Raw genomic sequence first — 23720 nt, forward strand, 5'->3', positions numbered from 1 at the left:
TCGAGCGAATTCGTCCGGGCACGACGGATCGCGCCCGGAAACCGCGTTCGGGCGGGGAATGCCGACTGGAATCGCCTACGAGCGCACGGCCAGCTCGCGGAGGCGCGGCTTGTCGACCTTGCCGACAGGGTTCTTCGGCAGCTCGTCGACCAGGTGGATCGCCACCGGGTGCTTGACCTTGGTGAGGTCTCGCCGGCAGCGTTCGAAGAGGTCCTCGGCGGTCGGGGAGGTGCCCGGGTAGGCGACGACCCACGCCACCGGCACCTCGCCGTAGACGGGGTGCGGCGCCCCGACGACGGCCGCTTCGAGGACGTCCGGGTGCCCGTGCAGGACCGCCTCGATCTCCTTGGGGTACAGGTTCTCCCCGCCGCGGATGATCATGTCCTTGATCCGGTCGACGAGGGTGAGGTAGCCGTCCTCGTCGATCCACCCGACGTCACCGGTGCGCAGCCGGCCGCCGGCGAGCGTCGCCGCGGTGTCCTCGGGGCGGTTCAGGTAGCCGCCCATGACGTTCGGGCCGGAGATGACGACCTCCCCCACCGCGCCGGTGGGCAGCGGCTCGCCGTCGGGGCCGAGCACCGCGATCCGCTGACCTGGCAGCGCCGGGCCGACCGTGCCCGGCTTCCGCACGCCGTCGACCGGGTTGCACGTCGACGCGCACGTCCCCTCGGTCAGCCCGTAGCCCTCGACCAGCACGAAACCGAACCGCTCCTCGGTGCGTTCGAGCAGCTCCCGCGACACCGGCGCGGCGCCGCAGACGGCGAAGCGCAGCGAGCTCGTGTCGGCGCGCACGGACTCCGGCAACTCCGCCAACCGCGCGTAAATCGTTGGCACGGCGGCGAAGTAGGTGGGCCGGTGGTGCTCGACGGCGGCCAGGAACGGCGCCGGGCCGAACCGTTCGAGCACGGTGAGCTGCCCGCCGGCGAGCATGCTGGCGAGGAAGCTCAAGCAGATCGCGTTGACGTGGAACAGCGGCAGCACCAGCAGGCAGTGGTCCGCCTCGGTCAGTCCGAAGTGGTCGACCATCATCGACGCCATCGCGTGCAGGTTCGCGTGCGTCAGCATCACGCCCTTGGGCCGCCCGGTGGAACCGCTGGTGTAGACGAGCAGCGCGAGGTCCGCGCCCCGCGGATCGTGCTGCGGGAGTCCGACCTCTGTGCCCGGCCGGGCGAGGTCGTCCACCGCGATCGACGGCAGCCCGCCCGTGGGGGCGTCCGGCCCGGCGTTGACGACGAGCTTGGCGCCCGAATCGATCAGCTGGAACTCGGCCTCGTTCGCGGTGAAGGCGGGGTTGAGCGGGGTCGCCGTGGCGCCGAGCCGCCAGGCGGCCAGCAGCACCAGGAGCAGCTCGATGCGGTTGGGCAGCATCACGGCGACCACGTCCCCGGCCCCGATCCCCCGGCCGGCGAGCTGACCCGCGACCGCGTCGACCCGGCGCACGACCTCGGCGTAGCTGTACTCGTGGCGCGCGTCCCGCAGGCACGGACGCGACGCGTCCCGGCCAGGCCGGGTCCAGGGCAGATATCCGAAAGTCACCATTCACCTCGCCATTGCGGTGTACGTGACCCGGAACACTAGGAGCGCCGAGCAGCCGCGCCCATATCCAGCATCGCCGAAGACCCGAGACGCCGTTGTGCACGATCGACAACCGGCCGCGGCGGAGGACTCGGCGACGCCGACGTTCGCCTCGTCGGCGGATGGACAGCATCGTGCACAAAGCATTCGGGTCGTCCGACGATCGCTCGGTCCCCTGCTCGACCGGGCAGGGGACCGAGCTCATTCCCGAATCCCTTTGGGCAGCAACCAGATCACGCCTGTGGGCTCAGCCCCGCCACAGCGAGCCGGAACAGCCGGTCGGCTTGGGCTGCGGGGTCCGGATAGTGCTCGGTGGCCAGGGCGATGCCGACGATCAGCGTGATCAGGTCCGCGACGGTGACTGCGGTCGGCACCGCGCCGTCCTGCGCGGCGCGGTGCAGTAGCGGACCTGCCGCTTCTTCCAGCGCCGCCGAGCAGCTGTTCTCGTGCGCCGGGTCCGTCCCGGCACCGTCGTAGGCCAGCGCGGCCGCCAGTCCCCGGGCGGAGACGCAGTAGGCGACGACCTCACCCAGCCATTCCAGCAGCGCGTCACGGCTGTCGCCCTCGCCGGTCAGTTCCTGGGCGCGGGCGCGCAGGACCTCGATCCGTTCCCGGGAGACCGCCTCCAGCAGTGCGCGGCGGGTCGGGAAGTGCCGGCGCACGGTCGCCGAGCCGACCCCCGCGGTGCGGGCGATCTGTTCCAGGGAGGCGCCGGCGCCTTGGACGGCGACCTCTTCCGCGGCCACGGCGAGGATGCGCGCGTAGTTGCGCCGGGCGTCCGCGCGCTGGCGCTCGGACATGACGTCACCTCCAGTTTTGCTAAACGGCGGGCCCCGCCGTATCGTACTCGAACGAAAACGGCGGGCCCCGCCGTTTAAGTTCCGAACGAGGAGCACCATGTCCGCAGCTTCCGCACCCGTCCTGGTCACCGGCGCCACCGGCAAGCAGGGCGGCGCCACCGCCCGCACCCTGCTGGCGGCAGGCGTTCCCGTCCGCGCCCTGGTGCGAGATCCGGCCACCGATCGGGCAAAGGCCGTCGAGGCGCTCGGCGCCGAACTGGTCACCGGCGATCTTCACGACCGCGATTCCGTGCTCCGGGCCGCCGAGGGCGCCCGCGCCGTCTTCTCCGTGCAGATGCCCGAGATGACCAACGAAGGCCCCGATTTCGCCGGAGAGGTGACCCAGGGCGTCAACCTCGTCGAGGCCGCACTGGCCGCCGGAGTCCCGCAGTTCGTGCACACCTCCGTCTCCGGCGCCGGCCAGCACACCGAAACTCCCGGCTGGGCCGAAGGACGCTGGGCGGCGCTAGAACCCACCCTCGGCGCGAAAAGCGCGATCCAGGACCGCATCCGTGCGGCCGGCTTCCCCCGCTGGACCCTCCTCAAGCCGGTCTTCTTCATGGAGAACTTCCTCCCGTCCATGGCCTACCTGTTCCCGCGCGGCATCGAGGGCGGCCTGGTGAGCGTCCTGAACCCCGAGACCCGGCTGCCCCTGGTCGCGGTGGACGACATCGGCGCGGCGGCCGCCGCGGCCATCGCCGCACCGGAGCGATTCCACGAGGTCGAGCTGGAACTGGCGAGCGACCACCTGTCGATGACGGAGATCGCCGAGGCCCTCTCCCGCGCACTGGGCACGCCGCTGTCCGCGCCGGACATGACCGAGGAGGAGGCCCTAGCGGCCGGAATGCCCGCGATGGGCGCCTCGCACGAGTGGCTCAACGTGGCCGGGCAGCCGGGCCGGCCCGAGTACGCCAGGGACCTCGGCATCCCGCTCACCGGCTTCGAGCGGTGGGCGCAGGAGCACATGCGAGCCGACGCCTGACACGGTCCCGATCGCCGCGGTCGAGCGCCCAACTACTTGGACAGCCGGGAAGACCAACGAGGAACTCGCCCAGGGCCGGATCCGCGCGCCGTCGAACGTCGACGACTTCTACAAGTCGTGCGTGCCGGGATGCGAGGTTCGACGGCACTGCTCCAGGTCGCCGTCCCGGACGCGCTGCGCGGGCGCGTGATGAACGCGCTCAAGGCGGTGAACGCGATGTGACTACTACCTGGGAACACGCATCGCACCCCGGGAGGCGGCGACGTTGGCGCGCTCCGCGACCACAAGCGAACCCATAATCCACAATGGACTGTCCGTATCGCCTGGATTGCAATTTCCGAGGGGGAGCCGACAGTCCGGGTGTTCGGTTGCCGGGGCGGTCGGCATGCTGGTGTTCTGGGCCAGTCGTGGGCCGCGTGGCGCAGTCAGGCCAGGGAACACATCCCGCTCCCCTTCGGTCGCCCTGCTCTTCAGAGGGCTCGGGTGGCGAAGAGGAAGGCCGGCGGCTCTCCTCCCCCGTGGCATTCGACGGAGGCCCCGCTGACGTACGAGGCGAGGTCGGAGGCCAGGAAGAGCGCGACGTTGGCGACCTCCTCCGGCCGCGCCATCCGTCCCAGCGGGATGGTGCGCTCGATGGCCGCGACGCTCTCGTCGCCGCCGTAGTGGCCGCCGGTCAGCTCGGTGCGGCACAGGCCGACGTTGATGGAGTTCAGCCGCACCTTCGGCGCCCACTCCACGGCCAGCGAGCGGGTGATCGAGTCCAGCCCCGCCTTCGCCGCGCCGTAGGCAGCCGTGCCCGGCGAGGGCCGGAGGGCGCTGACGGAGGAGATGTTCACGATCGAGCCGCCGGTGTCCTGCTGCTGCATGGCGGCGTTCGCGACCTGGGCGACTAGCAGCGGCCCCGAGAAGTTGAGATCCATGATCTTGCCGTGGAAGCGCGGTGACGCGTCCGCCGCCAGGGCGTACGGCGCTCCGCCCGCGTTGTTCACCGCCACGTCGATCCGGCCGTGCCGCGCGAGCAAGTCGGCCATCATCGCCCGGACCGACTCCTCGTCCCGCACATCGCACCGCAGGTGCGTCGTGCCCGCGACCGGCTCGTCCGCTTCGGACCGCGCGCACGTCACCACCTGCGCGCCGGCCTCGACGAAGGCCGCGGAGATGGCCCGGCCGATGCCCTTGGTGCCCCCGGTCACCAGGACCACCCGTCCCGTCAAATCCAGCTGAACCGCCACGCGTCTCTCCGATGGGTCGGGAACCAAGCAGATGTTAGGGTACCAAGCAAATGGTAGGTCAAGAAGCCCGGAAGGTGGCACATGGGCATCACCTCGGACTTGCGTGACGACGGCATCCGCGTCGTCACGGTCGACTACCCGCCTGTCAACGCGCTCCCCGTTCGGGGCTGGTTCGACCTCGCCGCGGCGCTCGACGAGGCGGGCGCCGACCTGGACACCCACGTCGTCGTCCTGCGCGCGGAGGGCAAGGGCTTCAACGCGGGCGTCGACATCAAGGAAATGCAGCACACCGATGGATTCGACGCCCTGATCGGCGCGAACCGGGGCTGCCACGCCGCGTTCAAGGCGGTCTACGAGTGCGCCGTGCCGGTCATCGCCGCCGTCAACGGGTTCTGCCTCGGCGGCGGCGTCGGCCTGGTCGGCAACGCCGACACGATCGTCGCCTCCGAAGACGCCTACTTCGGCGTGCCGGAGGTGGACCGCGGTGCCCTCGGCGCCGCGACCCACCTCGCCCGCCTCGTTCCGCCGCACCTGCTGCGCACCCTCTACTTCACCGGCCGCAACATCCCCGCCACCGACCTCGTCGGGCACGGCTCCGTCCTCGAAGTCGTGCCCCGCGACCGCCTCGACGAGGCGGCCCTCGCGGTCGCGGCCGAGATCGCCGCGAAGGACACCCGGGTCATCCGGATGGCGAAGGAGGCCATCAACGGCATCGACCCCGTCGACGTCAACCGCAGCTACCGGTTCGAGCAGGGCTTCACCATGGAGCTCAACCTCGCCGGGGTGGCGGACGAGCACCGGGACCGGTTCGCCGGCACCGAGAAAGCGAGGAGCGAATGAGCAAGCCACGCGACAAGCGCATGACCGCGGACGACGTGGTCGCCCGGCTCGAAGACGACATGACCATCGGCATCGGCGGCTGGGGCCCGCGGCGCAAGCCGATGGCGCTGGTCCGCGCGATCCTGCGCTCGAACCTGACCGACCTCACCCTGGTCTCCTGGGGCGGCGCCGACGTCGGACTCCTCGCCCGCGCCGGACGCATCCGCAAGCTGGTGTACGCGTTCGTCTCGCTGGACTCCGTGCCGCTCGAACCGAACTTCCAGCAGGCGCGGCAGAACCGGACGATCCCCGAGGTCGTCGAGCTCGACGAGGGCATGTTCCAGGGCGGGCTGCGCGCCGCCGCCCAGCGCCTGCCGTTCCTGCCCATGCGCGCCGGGCTCGGCTCCGACGTCATGGTGAACAACCCCGGCCTGCGCACCGTGACCAGCCCGTACCCCGCCGCGGACGGCGTCTTCGAGGAACTCGTCGCCGTTCCGGCGCTGCACCTCGACGCCGCGCTGGTGCACATGAACCGCGCGGACCAGCACGGCAACGCCACCTACCTCGGCCCGGATCCCTACTTCGACGACCTGTTCTGCATGGCGGCCGACAAGGCGTTCGTGACCTGCGAGCGGATCGTCGACACCGCGGAGCTCACCCGCGAAACCGCCGTCCAGCGCCTGCTGATCAGCCGGATGATGGTCGACGGCGTCGTCGAAACGCCCAACGGGGCCCACTTCAGCACGTGCACCCCGGACTACGAGCGGGACGAGAAGTTCCAGCGCGCTTACGCCGCCGCGGCCGCCGACCCGTCGGCCTGGGAAGCCTTCGAACGGCGCTTCCTGAGCGGCACCGAGGACGACTACCAGGCCGCCGTGAAGGCGTTCCACGAAGAGCAGGAGGCGTGAGGATGTCCGACGTGACGCGTGCCGAGATCTGCGCGGCGGCCATCGCCGACGCGTTCGCCGACGACGGCGAGATCTTCGGCAGCCCGATGGGCCTGCTGCCCACCCTGGGAGTGCGGCTGGCCAAGCTGACGAGCAATCCCGATCTGGTGATCTCCGACGGTGAATCCCGCTTCCTCGCCGAGGTTCCCGAGCTCGGGGGCGCATCCGATGCGGTGGAGGGCTGGATCCCGTTCCGGAAGGTCTTCGACGTGGTCGCCTACGGGAAGCGGCACGTCATGATGGGCGCCACCCAGATCGACCGGCACGGCAACCAGAACATCTCGGCGATCGGCGATTTCGCGCAGCCCAAGCGCCAGCTGCTCGGCTCCCGCGGCGCCCCCGGCAACACCGCGAACAACCGCACCTCGTACTGGGTTCCGAAGCACGCGCCCCGGGTCTTCGTGGAACGGGTGGACATCGTCTCCGGCATCGGCCCGAAGGCTGCCGAGCAGGCCGGACCGGCCGCAGCCCGGTACAACGACATCCACCGCATCGTCTCGAACCTCGCGGTCCTCGACCTGGGCGGCCCCGACCGCACGTTGCGGCTGCGCTCGGTGCACCCGGGCGTCACCGTCGACGACGTGCGCGCGGCCAGCGGGTGCGAGATCCACGCCGACGACGAGGTTCCGGAGACCCGCACGCCCACCGAGGCGGAGCTGACCCTCATCCGCGAGGTGATCGACCCGAAGAACCTGCGCGACCGCGAGGTCAAGCCGGAGGCCGCCCGATGAGCACCGAGCAGCTCCTGCGCACCCCGCTCAGCGACCTGGTCGGCATCCGGCATCCGGTCGTGCAGACCGGCATGGGCTGGGTGGCCGGGCCGAGCCTGGTCGGCGGCACGGCGAACGCCGGCGGCCTGGGCATCCTGGCCAGCGCGACGATGAGCCTTGCGGAGCTGGAGCAGGCGATCATCGCGGTCAAGCGTCGCACCGACCAGCCCTTCGGCGTCAACCTCCGGGCCGACGCCGGCGACGCGCCGCAGCGGGTCGACCTGCTGATCGAGCACGGGGTGAAGGTCGCGTCGTTCGCGCTGGCGCCGAAGAAGGAGCTGATCGCCAAGCTCAAGGACCACGGCATCGTCGTGATGCCTTCGGTCGGCGCGCCCCGCCACGCCGAGAAGGTGGCGGCGTGGGGCGCCGACGCGGTCATGGTCCAGGGCGGCGAGGGTGGTGGCCACACCGGCTCGGTGCCCACCACGCTGCTCCTGCCGAGCGTGCTCGACGCCGTCGACATCCCCGTCGTCGCGGCGGGCGGCTTCTTCGACGGCCGCGGCCTCGCGGCGGCTTTGTCCTACGGCGCGGCGGGAATCGGCATGGGCACCCGCTTCCTGCTCACCAAGGACAGCGCCGTTCCCGATGCCGTGAAGCGGCTGTACCTCTCCCACGACGTCAACGGGACCGTCGTCACCGACAAGGTCGACGGCATGCCGCACCGCATGCTGCGCACCCGGTTCGTGGAGGAGCTGCAGGAGACGAGCATCCTGAAGCGGCTGGGGCCGACCATCCGGCGGACCCTGAAGTTCAAGAAGCTGAGCGGGATGAGCTGGCGCGAGCTCGCCGCCGACGGCCGGTCGATGAAGCACGGCAGCGGCCGCTCCTGGGCGCAGATGGTGCTCGCGGCCAACACCCCGATGATGCTCAAGGCCGGCCTCGTCGAAGGCGACACGAACGCCGGCGTGCTCGCCGCCGGTCAGGTGGTCGGCGTGCTGGACGACCTGCCGACCTGCGAAGAGCTCATCGACCGGGTGGTCACCGAGGCCGCCGAATGCCTGCGGCAGACCCAGAAGTACACCCTCTGAACGAAAAGCGGTGCCCACGACGCAGTGGGCACCGCTTCTTCTTGGGCTGCTTCGGAATTCCCGGAGCCCAGGCGGCAATTCCCGCCGGAGTCCGCCTCACTCGCCGACTTCGCCATCGGCGAGTTCGCGCAGGAGGTCGAGGTGGCCGACGTGCCGGCCGTCTGCCGACAGGTCATCCGGGCACTTTTCGCGGGTCCGCGCTGGGACCGGTCGTGACCTGCACGGATGCGGGTGATGCGTGGGGCGTGCCCCACGAGTCGCCCCACGAGATCATCTTCCGTGCTCGACGCGGCCGTCCCACGCGGGCTAGCGTGCCCCCTGGTCGTGCATGGCGCTGAACCTTACGAGAGAGGTTCAGCGATGAGTAAGCAGGTATGGGCCGAGGAACTTCCCTCCGGCAACTGGTCCGCCCGGTACCGCCACCCGATCACGCGCCGCAAGGAACGCGCCGGATCGCACCCCAGCGAAGACGCGGCACTGGCCGCCGCTCGCAAGGCGGTGCGGGAGCTGGTTCGCCTCTACAACGGCGACCCGGACCTCTCGCCGGTCTCGGGTGCGCCGACGCTGGCGGAGTACGCGGCGGAGGCGATCGACGCGCTCCCGCACGTGCGCCCGTCGACCCGCAAGCGGTATCACTCGATCGCCCGCCAGTTGGTGAAGCACTTCGGCGACCGGGTGCGGGTCGATCAGCTCGACGAGTCGTCGGCCCGGTCTGTGGTGGCGGCGGCCAACCGCGCCGGACTGTCGCACTCGACGTGCGAGGGGCGCGTGACCGTGCTCGGCCACATCGTCGACCAGGCGGGCCGCGACGGGTACACGACGGTCCGCTCCGTGGACTGGCAGGTGCCGTTGCCGACGGAGGTGCGGCGGCAACGGGAACTACTCGACAACGACACGGTAGGGCTGCTGACGTGCGCGATGCCGTACCGGCTATGGGTGGCGATCCTGGTCTCCCGTGACACCGGGTTGCGGATCTCCGAGGTCGCCGGGCTGCGGGTGCAGGATGTGAACCTCGCCCGCCGACTGCTCCGGCTGGTCGGCTCTTTCGACCCTGACGGCGTGTGGCGCGAGCACACCAAAGGCCACCGCGCCGGGATCGAACTGCCCTTGACGCGACGTCTGACGGCCGCGCTCGAACACCACATCCGCAACAACGTCCGCCAGGGACAGACATGGTTGTTCGCCTACCCCGACGGCGAGCCGGTCGGGATCCGGAACATGCGCGCCGCGTTCGACCGGGCCCGCACGGTGGCGGGCGTTCCTGACGCGGTGTGGCACGACATGCGCCGGACCCTGCTCACGACGTTGAGCGACGAAGGTACGCCGCTCCAGCACTTGCAGGCGCTCGCCGGACATGCCAACCCCAAAACGACACGCAACTACATTCAGCGGGTCCGGGCCGAAGACCTCGCCCGCTGGACGGACACCATTGACCGGCCGACGACGCCGCCGGAGCCGCCGACGCGGCATCTCGTAGCCGTCTAGTCCGCACACGAACGCCCCGGAGCGACCACGCTCCGGGGCGCCTTCGCGTCTGTGAAATACGTCACATTCATTGCCTTTGGGGTCGGCTTCACGAGGCGCGGGAACGTGTCTCGCGGATGAGGCTAATTCTCCCGAAAGCGGGAGAAGTGTTCCGTGAGTCGGCATTCTTATCGGCGCCAACATCAATCGTGTTCGATGGCTGAGTTCCATTTCTGGGAATTCATGCGTGTGCGTCGTGTGTCGCATGAGGATCGGTCGCCGCGTCTTCGCACGCTCGCAGCGTGGTTGCATCAAGACGCTCGTAGGTTTGATGCTGGGAAAACACCACGCATCAACGAAAAACGCAGCGCCGTGTACGACCAGCAGTTCCACTGTGGACGTCGCATTGTTGATTCACACGGGAGGACCCGCATGCCCGCTGTCATGCAGACCGCCGCCATTCTGTCGGCCGACCCGAACGAGCTCGTCACCAGCCACCAGGCACAGGAATTGCTCGGCGTCCGTAAGCCGGTGTGGCGGGAAATGGTCCGCAACGGCGACGTCGCGATCTTCCAGCCCGCCGCCGGACCCCGCGCCGGCCTACCTGTTCATGCGGTCGCTTCAGGACTACGTGCAGCGCCGGGAAGCCCGCGCCGAGGAGCAGCGGCACAAGCGTTTCCGCGCCGCGCAGCGCTGCAAGACGGCCGCCTGAGAACGCGGAAGGCGGGCGCCCAGCAGCCGGCGCCCGCCTGATCCGCGCAACACCGAACACGCACCGATCGACCAACCACGGGAAGGAAAGCCGAACGTGACCACCGATCCTATCCCGCCCCCGGCGGTCCGCGAAGTCCCCAAGCCGGTCGAGCTTCCGCTGTGGCGCTTGGCGGACGCCGACCTCGACCGGCTCGTCCCCGGGCTCGACCAGGCCGCCCGGCTCTGCGCGGACATCGCCACCCCGGAAGCTGAAGACCTTCGTTACTGCGCCGCGTCGGCCCGGATCGAACGCCGCCGACGGCGCCGAGACCGCGCCGTCGCCGATGCTCGCGCCCTGCTCGCCAGCGTTGGGGGCGGTACCGCGTGAGCCTGGCTCACCAGCACAACGGGTCGGTCGACATCGATGAGTTCGACGCCGACCCTCCCGCAGTGTCAGAACTGTCAGAAACACGACAACGTCGTGGCCAGCGGGAACGCTTGCCTTCTGACACTTCTGACAGTTCTGACACACCGTCGGGAAACGCTGACCTTCTCGACGGTGTGCGGGACGGCGCGTGGCTGGACGCCCAAGATTTCCCGCCGCTGGACTACGCCGTCGACGGGCTCGTCCCCGAAGGCTTCTCGATCCTCATTGGACCACCGAAAGCCGGGAAGTCATGGCTCGCGCTCGAAGTGCTTCTCGCCGTCGCCTGCGGCGGACACGCGCTCGGCAAGGTCCATACAGGACCACCGCGCCGCGTCCTGTACCTCGCGCTCGAAGACGGCGACCGCCGGATGCAAGACCGCTGCCGAGCCTTGCTCGACGGGCATCCCATCCCGGAGCTATTCCACTACCTCACCCGCGTGCGGCCCGGACGTCTCGTCGCCACCATGCGCGCCTTCCTGAAGCGCTACCCGGATACCGGCTTGATCGTGGTCGACACGCTCGGGAAGGTCACGCCTCCGGCGATGCCCGGAGAGGGCGCCTACCAACGCGATTACCGGATCTCCGGCGACATCAAGGCCGTTGCCGACGAGCATCCCGGCCTGACCGTCACAGCACTTCATCACGACCGCAAGGCCGCCTCGGACGACTTCGTCGACTCCGTATCCGGCACACATGGACTCGCCGGAGCCGCCGACACGATCCTTGTCCTTGCCCGTAAACGCCAGGCCAAAGACGCACTCCTGAAGGTCACCGGGCGCGACGTTCCCGAAGCCGAGTACGCCGTGACGCTTGCCGAATCGGGACGCTGGACCCTCGCCGCCGCGAACCTTGACGAAGCCGCAGAGCTTGCCCGCCAACGGTCCGAATCGGAGGGTCGGAGCGAAACCTCGATGGCGATCGTTCAGTTCGTCCGCGAACATCCCGACGGCGTAAGTGCCAAGGATGTCGCGAACAAGTTCGGCGACATCGCGTACCGCTACCTCCGGCGGCTCGCCGACGACGCGTTCATCACCACGTCCAAACGGGGGTGGTACACGCCCACCTAACCCGTGTCAGAACCGTCAGAAGTGTCAGAAACCCAGGTCATCGGCTCGCCAACTTCTGACTCCCGGTGGTCAGAAGTGTCTGAAAGAACAAGGAGACCTACGGAGCATGGGCACCACATCCGAACCGTCCACACCGGACGCCGATCCACCGCCGGCCGAACCCCAGACCGAGATCACTCCGATGTGGTGGGGAGCCGACGAACGCACCCGCCAACGTCCCGACGTCACCAGTCGCCCGCACGTCGCCGGGCCTCCGACACCTGCCAGCGATCGCGGCACCGAACGCGGATGGCGACCGACCAGGAAGGGAGCGGCCGTCAAGAACGCGGTGAGCAACCCGTTCGCGAAACAGAAGGTGAGCCCAGGAGCGCGACGCGACGCCGAAGCGTTCAACCCCGGCAACCAAGTCCCGGTCAACCAGTACTGACCGGCCCGGCCGCCGCTTCCGACCCGAACGGGCGCGGCGGTCACCGCCGGACCTCTCAAACGCTCGCAGAGCAACGAATACGACGCGAAGGTCTCAGACATCGACGAGGCGGGAGCGGGCGCGAGAGGCGGTCTCAGAGCCCAGGGGGGTAACCCCCTCGCGGGGTGCGTCCCTCCCGCGTCGGTTCTGCACTTTCCCGAGCGTACGGCGATCAGAGTTGCGCGCAGCTACCCGCACGGTCCTGCCGTTACCCGGACGGCCGGTTGCAGACATCGCACCACAACTGGACGCATGGTTCCGAGCGTTCGTCGAATTTCCAAGCGACCTCAGAGGCGCGCAGGACTGCGCCGTTCGCTAGGTAAAGGAGCTGGCCTTACCTCGGGAACTTTCCTCACCAATCCTTCTGAACAAATTTCTCTCCGCCGGAACCGACGGGCGGATCGATCATCTCGTATTCATTTCTAATATGTCCAAAAGGTCCGATATCGACTACATTTGCGGATTCTACGCTCCCTGATTCGGTCATAGTGAGAACCACCGTAATCTTTGCTTTAAAGCTAGATAGAATCTTCGTGTAATCCGGACCCCACTTGCCGTAACTTGCGGCAAATTCCTGAGTCGCTCCCCATAGTGCGCGAGAGGCAATCAATGTCTTTCCATTATTCTCCCAGGCGATCGACTGGCGATTCCCAGCAATGCCTTCAATGGAAATAAGTCGAAGATCGGATATGGAATCGCGGTGGGTGACGGTAGAGAAGTGGTGCTTGACAACCGAGACCGGGAGTTTCCTGCCGAGGGCCTCGGTGACTGATTCAACGACGACTTCATTCCTTATTAAGTCGTGCTTGTTCAGTGGGTGCGTGGCGACTTTTCCAACGCTATACAGGAATGATTCTATCCCGTCGTAGTAGTGGAAGCGTGCATAGTATCCCCTAGTAGGGTTCGCGCCTCGTCGACGAGATCTTTCTTTAGTTCGCCCTTCCCAAAGTCTTTGGTGTTAGCGGAAACGAAGTAGACGTCCTCCTGTCGATCACGGCACGCATGGAGCGCGGTAAGCCAGATGACCGCATCTCTCGCGCCACTGCCTGGGTTATTCCAGTCTGTTTTTGCGGGAACTTTTCGGCGAGCCTCTCGCAACATCGCTTCTTTGTGTGCACTGTCGGGCGCCTCAAGGATGGTCACCATTTCTTCGATGCTAGCTCGCCGTTTTCGCTCGGCCTCGTCTGCTTGGGGCTTTCCTTCCCTTTCGATCCATCCAGGAATCACGTGCCGCAAGCGTTTTTGGCACCGAAGTAGTTCACTTATGTCTCGTCGAGTTCATGTCGATATTGCGCCATATACTCTTCGAGGACCAGTTCGGGCATTCCGATTGTATGCCCAATGCTCCTGCTCACGTTTTTTAAGGCTGTCGCCAATGGCCCTCCGGGTGCTGGAGGTAGAAAATTTGATTCGTGTCCAAAATGATCATTCCGCATTCTATCAGAGCTCTATATTTCCGAATTGCTTCGTTGTGTCTATCTGCGGGTGTGAAGTGCTGAGAATTGGGAAACGCGTGGCGTTCCATCTTCCCGCGCCTTCAGTAGCCGTTGTAATCCAGCGAGCACGTCGGCGAGGAGCTTTCGCGTGATCGTCGGTGGGCTGCACGCGATGTGTTTCTCGGCGGCGCGTGCTTTCCCGTCGGCGAGCGTCGGCGCAGCACCGACCCTGGTTTCTGGGCAGCCGACCGCCGGGAGATTGGCGACGTCGTCGGCGAGATCACCAGTCCAGCTCGCGCGGTACCCGGCGGCGACAATGCCCGTGTGCCGATGTTTTCCCGCTGCCATGCCTAGGAGTTCTCCTCGCTCGCAATCTCGATGCACTCCTCACACATCGGCCACCCGTCCGGCGGGCGCGTGTGCGGCCCCCGCCCGATTTCTCCGCAGAGACCGGCGACGACGGTCCCACTTCTCCCGTACTTCTGCATCGGCGCTTTGGAGTGTGCGTAGTGGACGACGCGCTCGCGCCATGACGGCGCGTACAGCAGCATTGCGCCTGGAGACTCGACGGCGCCGTCCGTCGGGGGCGTCGGGAGCTCCGGAGACGGCGGCGAGGTTTCGAGCTCGGCGCGTGAGACCGGCGGCGCGTCGCTTGCGAGCGTGGCGAGCATCAAGCATTGCGGGCACGGATTGCCCGTGAACGGCTCGACGATCTCGACTTCGCCCGGCTTCACCGTGTCGCCGCACGGAGCCACCCACACGACGTGATCGACGCAGTAGGCGTGCACTTCCGGTGGCCGATCCGGTGGCGCGTACTCCGGCCGTAGCCGTGCCAGGATCACGGAGCGTTGGCCGTTCACGCGGCACGTCCCGGAGTGCGGCGGCGGAGCCGTTCCTCCCGACGCCGGGCCGCTGCCTTGAGTGCTTGCTTCTCGCGATGTCCTGGCAGCCACCACACGATGAACAGCGGAACGAAGATCACCGACCAGGCCAGCAGCCCGAGCAACATCCCCAGCGCCTCATACATGTCTTGAACATCGCCAGTTTCGCCCGGTTAGCCCATATCACCTCGGTTATCTCACCGTGAGATAGTTTCCTGATGGCCACCTGGGAGACCCTGATCATTCCCCCGTCCGTGTGGAACGCGGACCACATGCGGGAGGCGTGCCAAAAACGCGACGTCGCCGGAATCCTCCGGGCAGTCCAGCGCGGCACCGGAGCGAGCCAGACGCAGTTGGCAATGGCAACCGGCATCCTGCAAGGCCGCATCTCCGAGATCCTGCGGGGAACCCGCACGGTGACCGCGTTCGAGGTGTTCGAACGCATCGCCGACGGGCTCGCCATGCCCGACGAGACTCGCGTACTGCTCGGTCTCGCCCCGGTGCATCCGTCCGGGCTCGACCATCTCGGACCGATCGGACGTGCCGAGATGCTGGCCGCCTACCGGTCGCAGGCCGACGCCACACCCGAGATCCGGCAGGCTGCCTCGACAGCCCAGAGAATCGACATCCTCGCGGTGCGCGGGCTCGGCATCATCGGCATGAACGACTCGCTTCTCCGCGCCACCGTCGCCCAGAACCGCCCCGTGTTCCGGGCGTTGCTCCTGGATCCGGACAGTGCCGCCGCCCGACGTCGCGCCGCAGAGGTCGGCGAATCGCACGAGTCGTTCGCCTCCGGCGTCAGCTTGTGCGTCGCTCGGCTGCGGGAACTGCGGGAGCAAACCGGCGCTCAGGTCGAGGTGTACTTCTACGACATGTTGCCAACGTGGCGAGTGCTGGCACTCGACGATGTGCAGTTCGTCTCCGCGTTCGGCGAAGAACACGAGGGGCACACCTCGCCCATGTACAAGATCGCAGCGTCGGCGCATGGCGCGCTGCATCGTGGGTTCCGTAGGTTCACCGACGAACTACGGGCGCAGTCCCGGCAGGTGATCTAGGGAGGTTCCACGGTGGCGGTCGAGGCAGAACTCAAGGCTCGTGTCAGCGACCCCGAAACCATCCGGGCGCGGCTACGCGAGCGAGCCGAGGAGCAGGTTCAGACCTACCGCGACCGGTATTTCGACTGGCCGTCCGGCAGCCTCGACAGACAGGGCTACGAGGTCCGTGTGCGCGTGGTGGAAACGGCCGCGACAACCACGAGCGTGCTCACGTTCAAAGAGCCCCCGGTGCACGACAGCGGGTCGAAACCGGAGCACGAGACCACCCTCGCCGACGCCGAGCCGGTCGCCGCCCTGCTAGCGACGCTCGGCCTGGTCGAGCACATCGCGTTCGAGAAGCACTGCCGGAACTTCCGGCTCACCGAACACGGCCGCGACGTGCTCGCCACCCTGGTGCACGTGCCAGAGCTGGACGGCACCTTCATCGAGGTCGAGACAATCGTCCCGGACGCGACCGACGTCGCCGCCGGTCTCGACGCGGTGCGGGCCGTGCTCGACTCGCTCGGCATCACTAACGACGACCTCACGACGGAGACGTACACCGACGCAGTCGCCGCCCGGCGCAGTTAAAACGCCCTTGCCCGTGGGGCAAACCGTGATCAACCGCGTGGGGCAAACGTGGGCCCAAAGCAATCACGCTGCGTACCAACAGCAGGTCAGCAGTGTCTATACTGCGTATGACCAAACCGCCGGTCACACCACCCGTGACCAGCGTTTTCCCAGGTCAGCGCCAAGCCGCGTAGAAAAGGGCTCTTTCCGGCGAGCGCGGCGGCGGAGTGTTCCCACTCCGCCTCGTACGCCGCGATGACGGCCTGGGGCGAGTCCGCGTCGGAAAGGTCCCACGACGGGTCCGGGCTGCCCGGCCACAGTGATGGCAAGGCGGCTCCGGCGCCCACGATCGAAATCCAGTGGCGTTCCACGGCGGTGAGGTGCTTGATCACGCCGAGCGCGGTCAACCTGGGCGACGGGGCGATCGGTGCCGCGGTGGCGAGCGCGCGGCCGAGCCCGTCGGCCTTGCCGACGGCGGTGTGCCGCAGGAACTGGAGAAACTCCCAGTAGAGCCGCAGTTCGTCTGTCGCGCGTTCGTCCGGCCAGCGCCGATGGTGCGTCGTCACGCGGTGCTCCTCTGACGTGCCGGCATGGTCTTGCCCACCGTCGTGGCCAGTGAATCACGGGACGACCACCGCGGGATGCCGGTCACCGATCTTGAAGAGTGCGCGATGCCCGTCCAGAGCGCCTTCGCGGATCAGGGCGGAACCGTTCGGGAACGACCTCTAGGCCCCTTCAGGCCAGGTCGGCCGGTCGTACCCGCAGCTTGGCCGCGATGCGGGCCAGCGCCTGCTGGTCGGCGTCGGTGAGCGGGTCGAGGACGAGCCGCCGCACCGCGCGCACGTGCGTGGGCGCGGCGGCGACGACCACCTCGTAGCCGGCGTCGGTGAGCGCGGCGACGGTGTACCGGCCGTCGTCGGGATCGGGCGAACGCGCCACCCAGCCCCGCTGCTCGAACCGCTTGACGACGTTGGACAGGCGCGAGAGGGAACCGTTGGCCAGGTAGGCCAGCTCGCTCATCCGCAGGCGGCGTTCCGGGGCCTCCGAGATGTGGCTGAGGGCCAGGTACTCGAAGAGGGTCAGGCCGGCCTCCTGCTGCAGCGGCGACTCCAGCCGCCCCGGCAGCAGCAGGATCAGCGAGACCAGCCCGGTCCAGGCCTCCTTCTCGTCCGGGTTCAGCCACGGCGTCTCGTCCGGGGCGTGCCCGCCTGGGGTTGCGGTGGTGGCCATGGCGGCACCCTACCCAGCGGTCATGACTTCACGCGTGAAGTAAAACCGTGCTACTTTGACTTCACACGTGAAGTGATCACGAAAGGACCCCATGAGCGAGCCGGAATTCTTAGCCACGCCCGGGTACGGCGCGCGGCAGCTGACCGACATGCACTACAACCAGGCGGTTCGAATCGGCGACCGCGTCGAGACCTCGGGCCAAGGAGGCTGGGACGACGACTGGAACTTCCCCGAATCTCTCGAAGACGAGATCGTGCAGGCCTTCGAGAACGTCGAGCGAACCCTCGCCACGGCCGGTGCCACGTGGCGCGACGTCATCTCCGTGAACTCCTACCACGTCCCCGAATCCGCCGAGTTCATCGGCGAGGTCCACAACCGCGTCATGGTGGAGCAGTTCCGCGAGCGCATGGGCGACCGCGCGCCCATCTGGACCGAGATCGGCGTGCCCGCCCTCGGCGCCCCGAAGATGCGCGTCGAGATCCGCGTGACGGCCATCGTCGGCTGACCGCCCGCCGCCTCCGATGCGCCTGCCGACCGGACGCCCCCGGCCGGCAGGCGCCGGCGCTAGCCGAACGAGACCGTCCCACCGGTCAGGACGGCGCGCTCCGCGACCGCGGCGCCGAAGGCGACCGCGTTCGCGTCGGCTCCCCAGCAGTCGACCGAGAGCCGGTCGCCGGGGAAGACGGGAGCGGCGAAGCGGCCCTCCAACCGGCGCAGATCGGCCGGATGGGCACCGTAGCGCCGCGCCACCTCCAGGGTCGTGCCCGCCAGGGTGCACAGGCCGTGCAGGAACGGCCGCGGCTGCCCGGCGGCCTCGGCCGCTTCGGGGTCGATGTGCATGTGGTGGCGATCCCCCAGCAGCCGGTACAGCGCCGCCTGGTTCGGCGCGGTGGCGACGTCGAGCCGGTGGTCGACCGGGGCTTCCGGCCGCTTCGGGCTCGACGGGCCGCGCTCGCCGCCGAATCCGCCGCAGCCGGGGGCGAACAGCGCCCAGGTGGCGACGAAGTAGTCGCTCTCCACCGCCACCTCGAAGATCGCCGACGAGCCCTTGTCCCACACCTCCGCCACGGACGCGGTCATCGCCAGGGAACCCGAGCGGGGCAGCGGGGCGAGCACTTCGAGCCGCTGGGAGCCGTGCACGGCGGTGCGGATGTCGAAAGCGCCTCGGGAGCCCAGTGCGTCGGGAGCCCACTGCGCGAGCGTCAGCGCGAAGGTCGGCAGCACGCGCAGCCGCTCTTCGAAGACCAGGTCCAGGTCCGTTGCGGCGGCGCCGACCGCCAGCGCGTAGAGGATCGCGTCCCGCTCGGTGTAGTCGACCACGCGGCTGCCGAGCTCGACGCCGCGCCACTCGCCCGCCGGGCGGGCCGTTTCCGCCGTCATCGCGCCGCTCCCACGATCAGGCCGCTGGTCGGCACCCCGGTTCCCGCGGTGACCACCACGTTCCGCACTCCCGCCGGCTGGTTGACCGAGGTGCCCCGGACCAGCCGGACGGCCTCGGCGATGCCGTTCATGCCGTGCAGGTAGGCCTCGCCGAGCTGGCCGCCGTGGGTGTTGGTGGGCAGCCTGCCGTCCAGTTCGAGGTGACCGTCCCGGATGAAGTCCTTCGCCTCCCCCCTGGCGCAGAAGCCGAGCTCCTCCAGCTGCGGGAGCACCAGCGGGGTGAAGTGGTCGTAGAGGATCGCGGCCTGCACGTCGTCGGGGCGCAGCCCGCTCTGCGACCACAGCTGGTCTCCGACCAGCCCCATCTCCGGGATGCCCGAGATCGACGGCCGGTAGTAGCTCGTCATCATGTGCTGGTCGGCGCCGGAACCCTGCGCCGCGGCGAGCACGTCCACCGGGGCGTGCGGCAGGTCCCGGGCGCGCTCCGCGGAGACCAGCACCAGCGCCTGGCCACCGTCGGTCTCCTGGCAGCAGTCCAGCAGGTGCAGCGGCTCGGCGATCCACCGCGACGCCTGGTGGTCCGCCAGGGTGATCGGGCGCCCGTAGAACCAGGCGTTGGGGTTGGTGGCGGCGTGCTTGCGGTCCAGCACCGCGACCCGCCCGAAATCCTCCGACGTGGCCCCGTATTCGTGCAGGTAGCGGCGCGCGAACATGGCCACCCACTGGGCGGGGGTGTTCAGGCCGTACGGCGTCATCCACGAGTACGCGGCCCGGTCGGCGCTGGTGTCCATCGCGCGGTCGGCCTGGCCCAGCCCGTAGCGCTCCCCCGACCGCTCGTTGAAGGCCCGCCAGCAGACCACGACCGACGCCAGCCCGGTGGCGATGGCGGCCGCGGCGTGCGCCACCGTCCCGCACGCGGCCCCGCCGCCGTAGCCGACGCGGGAGAAGAAGGTGAGCTCGCCGATCCCCGCGTTGCGGGCGACGTGGATGTCGGAGCTCGACTCCGCGGTGTAGGTCACCATGCCGTCGACGTCGGCCGGCGTCAGCCCGGCATCGGCCACGGCGGCGAGCACCGCCTCGGTGGCGAGCTGCAGTTCGCTGCGGCCGGACTTCTTGGAGAACTCCGTCGCGCCGATGCCGACGATCGCGGCCGAACGGGACAGCGGGGTGCCGCTGGCCGGGCTCATGCGGACTCCTTCGGGGTACCGGGAAGCTGGACGTCGACCGTGCCGGTGACGTGCGCGCCGAGGCCGTTCTCGCCCCGGACCGAGACCTGGACGCGCCGGTCCGGCTCGTCCTTGCCGGTCACCTCGCCGCTGAGGACCATCGTGTCGCCCGGGTAGTTGGGCGCCCCGAGCCGGATCCGGATGGCCTTGACCACCGCGGCCGGGCCGGCCCACGAGGTCACGAACCGGTCCACGAAGCCGTTGGTCGTGAGGATGTTCATGAACACGTCCTGGGAGCCGCGCTCGGCCGCCAGCCCCGGATCGTGGTGCACGTCCTGGAAGTCCCGGCTCGCGATGGCGGTGGCCACGACGAGGGTGCGGGTCAGCGGGATCTCCAGTCCCGGGAGGACGTCCCCGACGCGCACCGCGTCGAAGGTCCGCGTCGGCGGGATCGTCACGAGGCCACCTCCTCGACGGCCAGGCGCTCGCCCAGGTCGGCGAGGGCCGCCTCGGCTCCGCCGAACGTGCCGGAGATCTGCTTGCCCCACAGGAAGAACCGGTGGGCCGGGTAGTCGACGTCGGCGCCGATGCCGCCGTGCACGTGCTGCGTGCGGTGCACGACGTCCAGCCCGGCCTGGTCCGCCCACCACTTCGCCACCAGCACGGCGGCGTCGGCGCCGGGCGCCTCGTCGGCGAGCGAGGTGAGCGCCTGCCACAGCGTCACCCGCATGGCCTCGATGTCGATGTAGCAGTCGGCCAGCTGGTGCTGGACCGCCTGGAAGGTGGCCAGGGGACGGCCGAACTGGTGCCGCTCGCCGAGGTAACCGGCGGCGAGCGCCAGCGCTCCTCGTGCGACTCCGGCCTGGATCGCCGCGAGGGCGGCGGTGGCGCGGCGCAGGGTCTGACGGAGTGCGTCGCCGCCCGGATCGCCGACCGCGTGCCCGACGGCTCCGTCGAGGTGGAGGTGCCCGCTGAGGTCTCTGGTCGTGGTCTCGGCCTGTTCCCACCGCCCGCCTCCGGCGTCCGCCTGCACCAGGAACAGCCCCGGTCCCCGGTCCGTGGTCGCGGACACGACCACCGCGTCGGCGCCCTGCGGGGCCGGCACGACCGCCTTGGTTCCCGTTAGCCGCCAGGCACTTCCGTCGACGGTCGCGGTGCAAGCCGGTGCGTCGGGCTCGGCGGGGGCGAACTCCTCCAGCGCCAGGGCCAGCCGCAGGCTCCCGTCGGCCGCCGCCGGCAGGATCCGGCCGCGCTGCTCCTCGTCGCCGTGGGCGGCAACCGCCAGCGCCGCCACGCCCGCCGTCCACAGTGGAACAGGCGCGACGAACCGGCCCTGCTCCTCCAGCAGCACGCACAGGCCGGCGAGGCCGAGGCCCGCTCCGCCGTGCTCCTCGGGCAGCGCGATGCCCACCAGCCCGGCCCCGGCCAGGTCCGCCCAGAGGCGCTCGTCGACGCGCGTCTCCGACGCCTCCACCTCCCGGATCCGGTCGGTGGTGGCCCGGTCGGCGAAGATGCTGCGGGCCAGGTCCTGCACCGCGACCAGCTCGTCGCTGAGGTGGAAGTCCATTCGTGGTTCTCCTTCTCCGGCTGGTCAGGGCCGGTCGGTCACGGGGCGGAACACGGGCAGCGTCAGCTCCGGGTCCGCTTCGAGCCAGTCGAGCCGGACCGGCATGCCGATGGCGACGTCGTCCGGGGCCACGCCCACCAGGTTGGTGATCAGCCGGGTGCCCTCCGCGAGTTCGACGACCGCGATCAGCAGCGGGTACTCGAACGCCGGGTGCGGCGGGTGGTGCGCGACCACGTAGCTGTAGACGGTGCCGCGCCCGGATGCCGTCACGGTGTCCCAGTCGAAGGACTGGCAGTGCGGGCAGCACGGGCCGGGCGGGTGGCGCAGGGTCTCGCAGGATCGGCACCGCTGGACGACCAGCCGCCGCTCCTTCGCCGCGGCGAACCAGAACTCGTTGTCCTGGTTCACGGCGGGCCGGGGCCGCAGCGCCTTCTTCGCCGCGGGCCGGAACCGCAGGGTGCGCCACTTCTGGGTCGCCACCGCGGTTCCGCTCGCGTCGCGATAGGTGCGCACCGTGGTGACGAACCGCCCCGCGCCGAGCCCGGTGCGCTTCTCCGGGGAGATCGACTCCACGACCTCCTCGGTGCTGATCTCGTCGCCGGGCACGAGCTCGCGGTGGAACTCGAACTCGGAGTCGGTGGCCACCACCGAGGTGTAGCCGCCCTCCGCGAGCAGGGCGACGAGTTCGTCGAAGGGCGTGGGATCGTGCGGTGCCGTGGTGGCGGCGTAGCCCCGCATGGTCCACGCCTGCATCATCGAGGCCGGGGCGACGACGCCGTCGCGGCCCGTGGCCCGCGCGGCCTCGGCCGAGAGGTAGACCGGGTTGACGTCGCCCATCGCCTCGACCCAGTGGCGGATCATCGGCACGTTGACCGGGTCCTGGCCCGGCCTGCCCGGCACGAGCACGCTTCCCACGTAGGCCTGGAGGCGCTGCTCGTACGCCGCCTCCGGGGTCATCTGCTCGCCGCTCATGCGCCCCTCTTCGCCCGGGGCAGGCCGAGGCCCTGGGTGGCGACCATGTCGCGCAGCACCTCGTTCACGCCGCCACCGAAGGTGTTGACGATGCCCTGCCTGGAAAGTTGCTCGATCTGCCCGCCGAGCGCGGCCTCCGGCGAATCCGGCCGGATCCGGCCCGCCGCGCCGAGCACCTGGGTCAGCGTGCGCTGGACGTCGATGTGGGTCTCGGTGCCGTACGCCTTCGCGGCACCGGCGGTCGCGCCGGTCAGCGTGCCCTCCGCGACGGCCGTGGTCATCTTCCAGTTCATCAGGCGCATCGCTTCGAGCTTCGCGTAGGTCCGGGCCATTTCCCTCCGCACCCAGGGCTTTTCGGCGACCCCGGTGCGCTTCGCCCAGGCCAGCACCTGCTCCCAGAGCTGGATCATCCGCCCGCCGAGCGCGGCCAGGCCGACGCGCTCGTGGTTGAGCTGGGCGGTGATCAGCCGCCATCCGCCGTCGACGTCGCCGACGACATCTCCGGCCGGGACGCGGATGTCGCTGTAGTAGGTGGCGGTGACCACCATGCCGCCGACGGCCTGGATCGGGCTCCAGGAGAAACCCGGTGCGCCGGTGGGCACGATCAGGATCGAGATGCCCTTGTGCTTGGGCGCTTCCGCGTTGGTGCGGGCCGCGAGCCACACGTAGTCCGCGGTGTTCGCGCCCGAGGTGAAGATCTTCTGCCCGTTGACCACGAACTCGTCGCCGTCGCGCACCGCCCGGGTCTTGAGCGAGGCGAGGTCGGTGCCCGCGTCGGGTTCGGTGTAGCCGATGGCGAAGACGACGTCGCCGCTGAGGATTCCGGGCAGGTACGCCTTCTTCTGCTCCTCCGTGCCGTACTCCATCAGCGTGGGGCCGACGGTGTTCACGGTGACGAACGGGAACGGCAGCCCGGCGCGCTGCACCTCGTCGAAGAAGACGTACTGCTCCTCGATCGACCGGCCCTGGCCGCCGTACTCGCGCGGCCAGCCGATGCCCAGCCAGCCATCGCGGCCGAGCATCTTGACGACCTCCCGGAACCTGTCTCCGCCGACGCCCTCCTCCCCCACTCGTCTGCGTTCGTCCGCGGGCAGCAGCCCGGCGAAGTAGCCGCGCAGCTCCTGCCGGAGCCGGCGCTGCTCGGGTGTTTCACGCAAATCCATTCGGGAGTCCTC

General features: G+C 69.2%; 28 protein-coding genes. 13 read left to right on the forward strand and 15 right to left on the reverse strand.

Annotated features, from left to right (window positions below):
• Positions 1–75: 75 nt before the first annotated feature.
• On the reverse strand, positions 76–1539 hold the full coding sequence (locus BLW84_RS16260) for a class I adenylate-forming enzyme family protein (protein WP_093266224.1): 1464 nt from the start codon (positions 1537–1539) through the stop codon (positions 76–78).
• Between the two features lie 269 nt (positions 1540–1808).
• On the reverse strand, positions 1809–2375 hold the full coding sequence (locus BLW84_RS16265) for a TetR/AcrR family transcriptional regulator (protein ID WP_093266226.1): 567 nt from the start codon (positions 2373–2375) through the stop codon (positions 1809–1811).
• 97 nt (positions 2376–2472) lie between these two features.
• On the opposite strand from BLW84_RS16265, the gene BLW84_RS16270 reads away from it, so the two are divergent.
• Positions 2473–3396 carry an NmrA family NAD(P)-binding protein gene (locus tag BLW84_RS16270; protein ID WP_093266227.1) on the forward strand — a complete coding sequence of 308 codons (924 nt, stop codon included), beginning with the start codon at positions 2473–2475 and terminating at the stop codon, positions 3394–3396.
• A gap of 470 nt (positions 3397–3866) precedes the next feature.
• Here the strand turns inward: BLW84_RS16270 and BLW84_RS16275 are convergent, their stop codons facing one another.
• Positions 3867–4628 carry an SDR family oxidoreductase gene (locus tag BLW84_RS16275; protein WP_093266229.1) on the reverse strand — a complete coding sequence of 254 codons (762 nt, stop codon included), beginning with the start codon at positions 4626–4628 and terminating at the stop codon, positions 3867–3869.
• An 81-nt stretch (positions 4629–4709) separates the two neighbouring features.
• On the opposite strand from BLW84_RS16275, the gene BLW84_RS16280 reads away from it, so the two are divergent.
• The 9 genes from BLW84_RS16280 to BLW84_RS16320 all read left to right on the forward strand — a co-directional run bounded on the left by BLW84_RS16280 (position 4710) and on the right by BLW84_RS16320 (position 12270).
• Positions 4710–5468: an enoyl-CoA hydratase family protein gene (locus BLW84_RS16280; RefSeq protein ID WP_093266230.1), complete on the forward strand. Its 759-nt coding sequence runs from the start codon at positions 4710–4712 to the stop codon at positions 5466–5468.
• Complete coding sequence (locus BLW84_RS16285) at positions 5465–6355, forward strand: CoA transferase subunit A (protein ID WP_093266232.1); 891 nt, start codon at positions 5465–5467, stop codon at positions 6353–6355. Before BLW84_RS16280 ends, BLW84_RS16285 begins: the two co-directional genes overlap by 4 nt.
• 2 nt (positions 6356–6357) lie before the next feature.
• Positions 6358–7125, forward strand: coding sequence for a CoA-transferase subunit beta (locus BLW84_RS16290; protein ID WP_093266233.1), 768 nt, complete (start codon positions 6358–6360; stop codon positions 7123–7125).
• Positions 7122–8192 (forward strand): NAD(P)H-dependent flavin oxidoreductase, encoded by a 1071-nt coding sequence (locus tag BLW84_RS16295; protein ID WP_093266235.1) that lies wholly within the window; start codon positions 7122–7124, stop codon positions 8190–8192. Before BLW84_RS16290 ends, BLW84_RS16295 begins: the two co-directional genes overlap by 4 nt.
• A gap of 360 nt (positions 8193–8552) precedes the next feature.
• On the forward strand, positions 8553–9677 hold the full coding sequence (locus tag BLW84_RS16305) for a tyrosine-type recombinase/integrase (RefSeq protein ID WP_177226499.1): 1125 nt from the start codon (positions 8553–8555) through the stop codon (positions 9675–9677).
• A gap of 195 nt (positions 9678–9872) precedes the next feature.
• The gene (locus BLW84_RS46215; protein WP_143060970.1) at positions 9873–10409 is read left to right on the forward strand and encodes a hypothetical protein; all 537 of its coding nucleotides are present in this window, start codon (positions 9873–9875) and stop codon (positions 10407–10409) included.
• 55 nt (positions 10410–10464) lie between these two features.
• Entirely contained in the window at positions 10465–10737 is a 273-nt protein-coding gene (locus BLW84_RS16310; RefSeq protein WP_093266239.1) for a hypothetical protein, read from the forward strand.
• A complete protein-coding gene (locus tag BLW84_RS16315) occupies positions 10734–11843 on the forward strand; it encodes an AAA family ATPase (RefSeq protein WP_177226500.1) in 1110 nt (369 codons plus the stop codon). The genes BLW84_RS16310 and BLW84_RS16315 overlap by 4 nt, the downstream gene beginning before the upstream one ends.
• Positions 11844–11949: 106 nt before the next feature.
• Complete coding sequence (locus tag BLW84_RS16320; RefSeq protein ID WP_093266242.1) at positions 11950–12270, forward strand: hypothetical protein; 321 nt, start codon at positions 11950–11952, stop codon at positions 12268–12270.
• An 894-nt stretch (positions 12271–13164) separates the two neighbouring features.
• Here the strand turns inward: BLW84_RS16320 and BLW84_RS50325 are convergent.
• From BLW84_RS50325 to BLW84_RS47490, 4 genes are all read right to left on the reverse strand, one after another.
• On the reverse strand, positions 13165–13455 hold the full coding sequence (locus tag BLW84_RS50325; RefSeq protein ID WP_177226501.1) for a PIN domain-containing protein: 291 nt from the start codon (positions 13453–13455) through the stop codon (positions 13165–13167).
• 329 nt (positions 13456–13784) lie between these two features.
• Complete coding sequence (locus BLW84_RS46220) at positions 13785–14093, reverse strand: hypothetical protein (protein ID WP_143060971.1); 309 nt, start codon at positions 14091–14093, stop codon at positions 13785–13787.
• A 2-nt stretch (positions 14094–14095) separates the two neighbouring features.
• A complete protein-coding gene (locus tag BLW84_RS16325; RefSeq protein WP_093266244.1) occupies positions 14096–14605 on the reverse strand; it encodes a DUF3039 domain-containing protein in 510 nt (169 codons plus the stop codon).
• Positions 14602–14772, reverse strand: a complete 171-nt coding sequence (locus tag BLW84_RS47490) for a hypothetical protein (RefSeq protein WP_177226502.1) — start codon at positions 14770–14772, stop codon at positions 14602–14604. Before BLW84_RS47490 ends, BLW84_RS16325 begins: the two co-directional genes overlap by 4 nt.
• A gap of 72 nt (positions 14773–14844) precedes the next feature.
• Here BLW84_RS47490 and BLW84_RS16330 point away from each other — a divergent pair, with 72 nt between their 5' ends.
• Positions 14845–15681, forward strand: a complete 837-nt coding sequence (locus BLW84_RS16330) for a helix-turn-helix domain-containing protein (protein WP_218157335.1) — start codon at positions 14845–14847, stop codon at positions 15679–15681.
• Positions 15682–15693: 12 nt separating this feature from the next.
• On the forward strand, positions 15694–16251 hold the full coding sequence (locus BLW84_RS16335; RefSeq protein ID WP_093266245.1) for a class IV adenylate cyclase: 558 nt from the start codon (positions 15694–15696) through the stop codon (positions 16249–16251).
• Between the two features lie 86 nt (positions 16252–16337).
• Here the strand turns inward: BLW84_RS16335 and BLW84_RS16340 are convergent, their stop codons facing one another.
• Positions 16338–16796 (reverse strand): mycothiol transferase, encoded by a 459-nt coding sequence (locus tag BLW84_RS16340; protein WP_093266247.1) that lies wholly within the window; start codon positions 16794–16796, stop codon positions 16338–16340.
• Positions 16797–16965: 169 nt separating this feature from the next.
• Complete coding sequence (locus BLW84_RS16345; protein WP_093266248.1) at positions 16966–17460, reverse strand: MarR family winged helix-turn-helix transcriptional regulator; 495 nt, start codon at positions 17458–17460, stop codon at positions 16966–16968.
• A gap of 91 nt (positions 17461–17551) precedes the next feature.
• On the opposite strand from BLW84_RS16345, the gene BLW84_RS16350 reads away from it, so the two are divergent.
• On the forward strand, positions 17552–17965 hold the full coding sequence (locus BLW84_RS16350; RefSeq protein ID WP_093266250.1) for a RidA family protein: 414 nt from the start codon (positions 17552–17554) through the stop codon (positions 17963–17965).
• 59 nt (positions 17966–18024) lie between these two features.
• On the opposite strand, the gene BLW84_RS16355 is transcribed toward BLW84_RS16350, so the two are convergent.
• Genes BLW84_RS16355 through BLW84_RS16380 form a run of 6 tightly spaced genes read right to left on the reverse strand, consistent with a single transcriptional unit; the run spans position 18025 to position 23708 of the window.
• A complete protein-coding gene (locus BLW84_RS16355; protein ID WP_093266251.1) occupies positions 18025–18840 on the reverse strand; it encodes a MaoC/PaaZ C-terminal domain-containing protein in 816 nt (271 codons plus the stop codon).
• On the reverse strand, positions 18837–20027 hold the full coding sequence (locus tag BLW84_RS16360) for a lipid-transfer protein (RefSeq protein ID WP_093266253.1): 1191 nt from the start codon (positions 20025–20027) through the stop codon (positions 18837–18839). The genes BLW84_RS16355 and BLW84_RS16360 overlap by 4 nt, the downstream gene beginning before the upstream one ends.
• Positions 20024–20464 (reverse strand): MaoC family dehydratase, encoded by a 441-nt coding sequence (locus tag BLW84_RS16365; protein WP_093266254.1) that lies wholly within the window; start codon positions 20462–20464, stop codon positions 20024–20026. The genes BLW84_RS16360 and BLW84_RS16365 overlap by 4 nt, the downstream gene beginning before the upstream one ends.
• Entirely contained in the window at positions 20461–21573 is a 1113-nt protein-coding gene (locus BLW84_RS16370) for an acyl-CoA dehydrogenase family protein (protein WP_093266256.1), read from the reverse strand. Before BLW84_RS16370 ends, BLW84_RS16365 begins: the two co-directional genes overlap by 4 nt.
• Positions 21574–21597: 24 nt before the next feature.
• Positions 21598–22545: a bifunctional MaoC family dehydratase N-terminal/OB-fold nucleic acid binding domain-containing protein gene (locus BLW84_RS16375; RefSeq protein ID WP_093266258.1), complete on the reverse strand. Its 948-nt coding sequence runs from the start codon at positions 22543–22545 to the stop codon at positions 21598–21600.
• Positions 22542–23708, reverse strand: coding sequence for an acyl-CoA dehydrogenase family protein (locus tag BLW84_RS16380; protein ID WP_093266259.1), 1167 nt, complete (start codon positions 23706–23708; stop codon positions 22542–22544). The genes BLW84_RS16375 and BLW84_RS16380 overlap by 4 nt, the downstream gene beginning before the upstream one ends.
• Positions 23709–23720: the final 12 nt, after the last annotated feature.

This window comes from Saccharopolyspora shandongensis, assembly GCF_900106995.1.
GTDB lineage: Bacteria > Actinomycetota > Actinomycetes > Mycobacteriales > Pseudonocardiaceae > Saccharopolyspora > Saccharopolyspora shandongensis.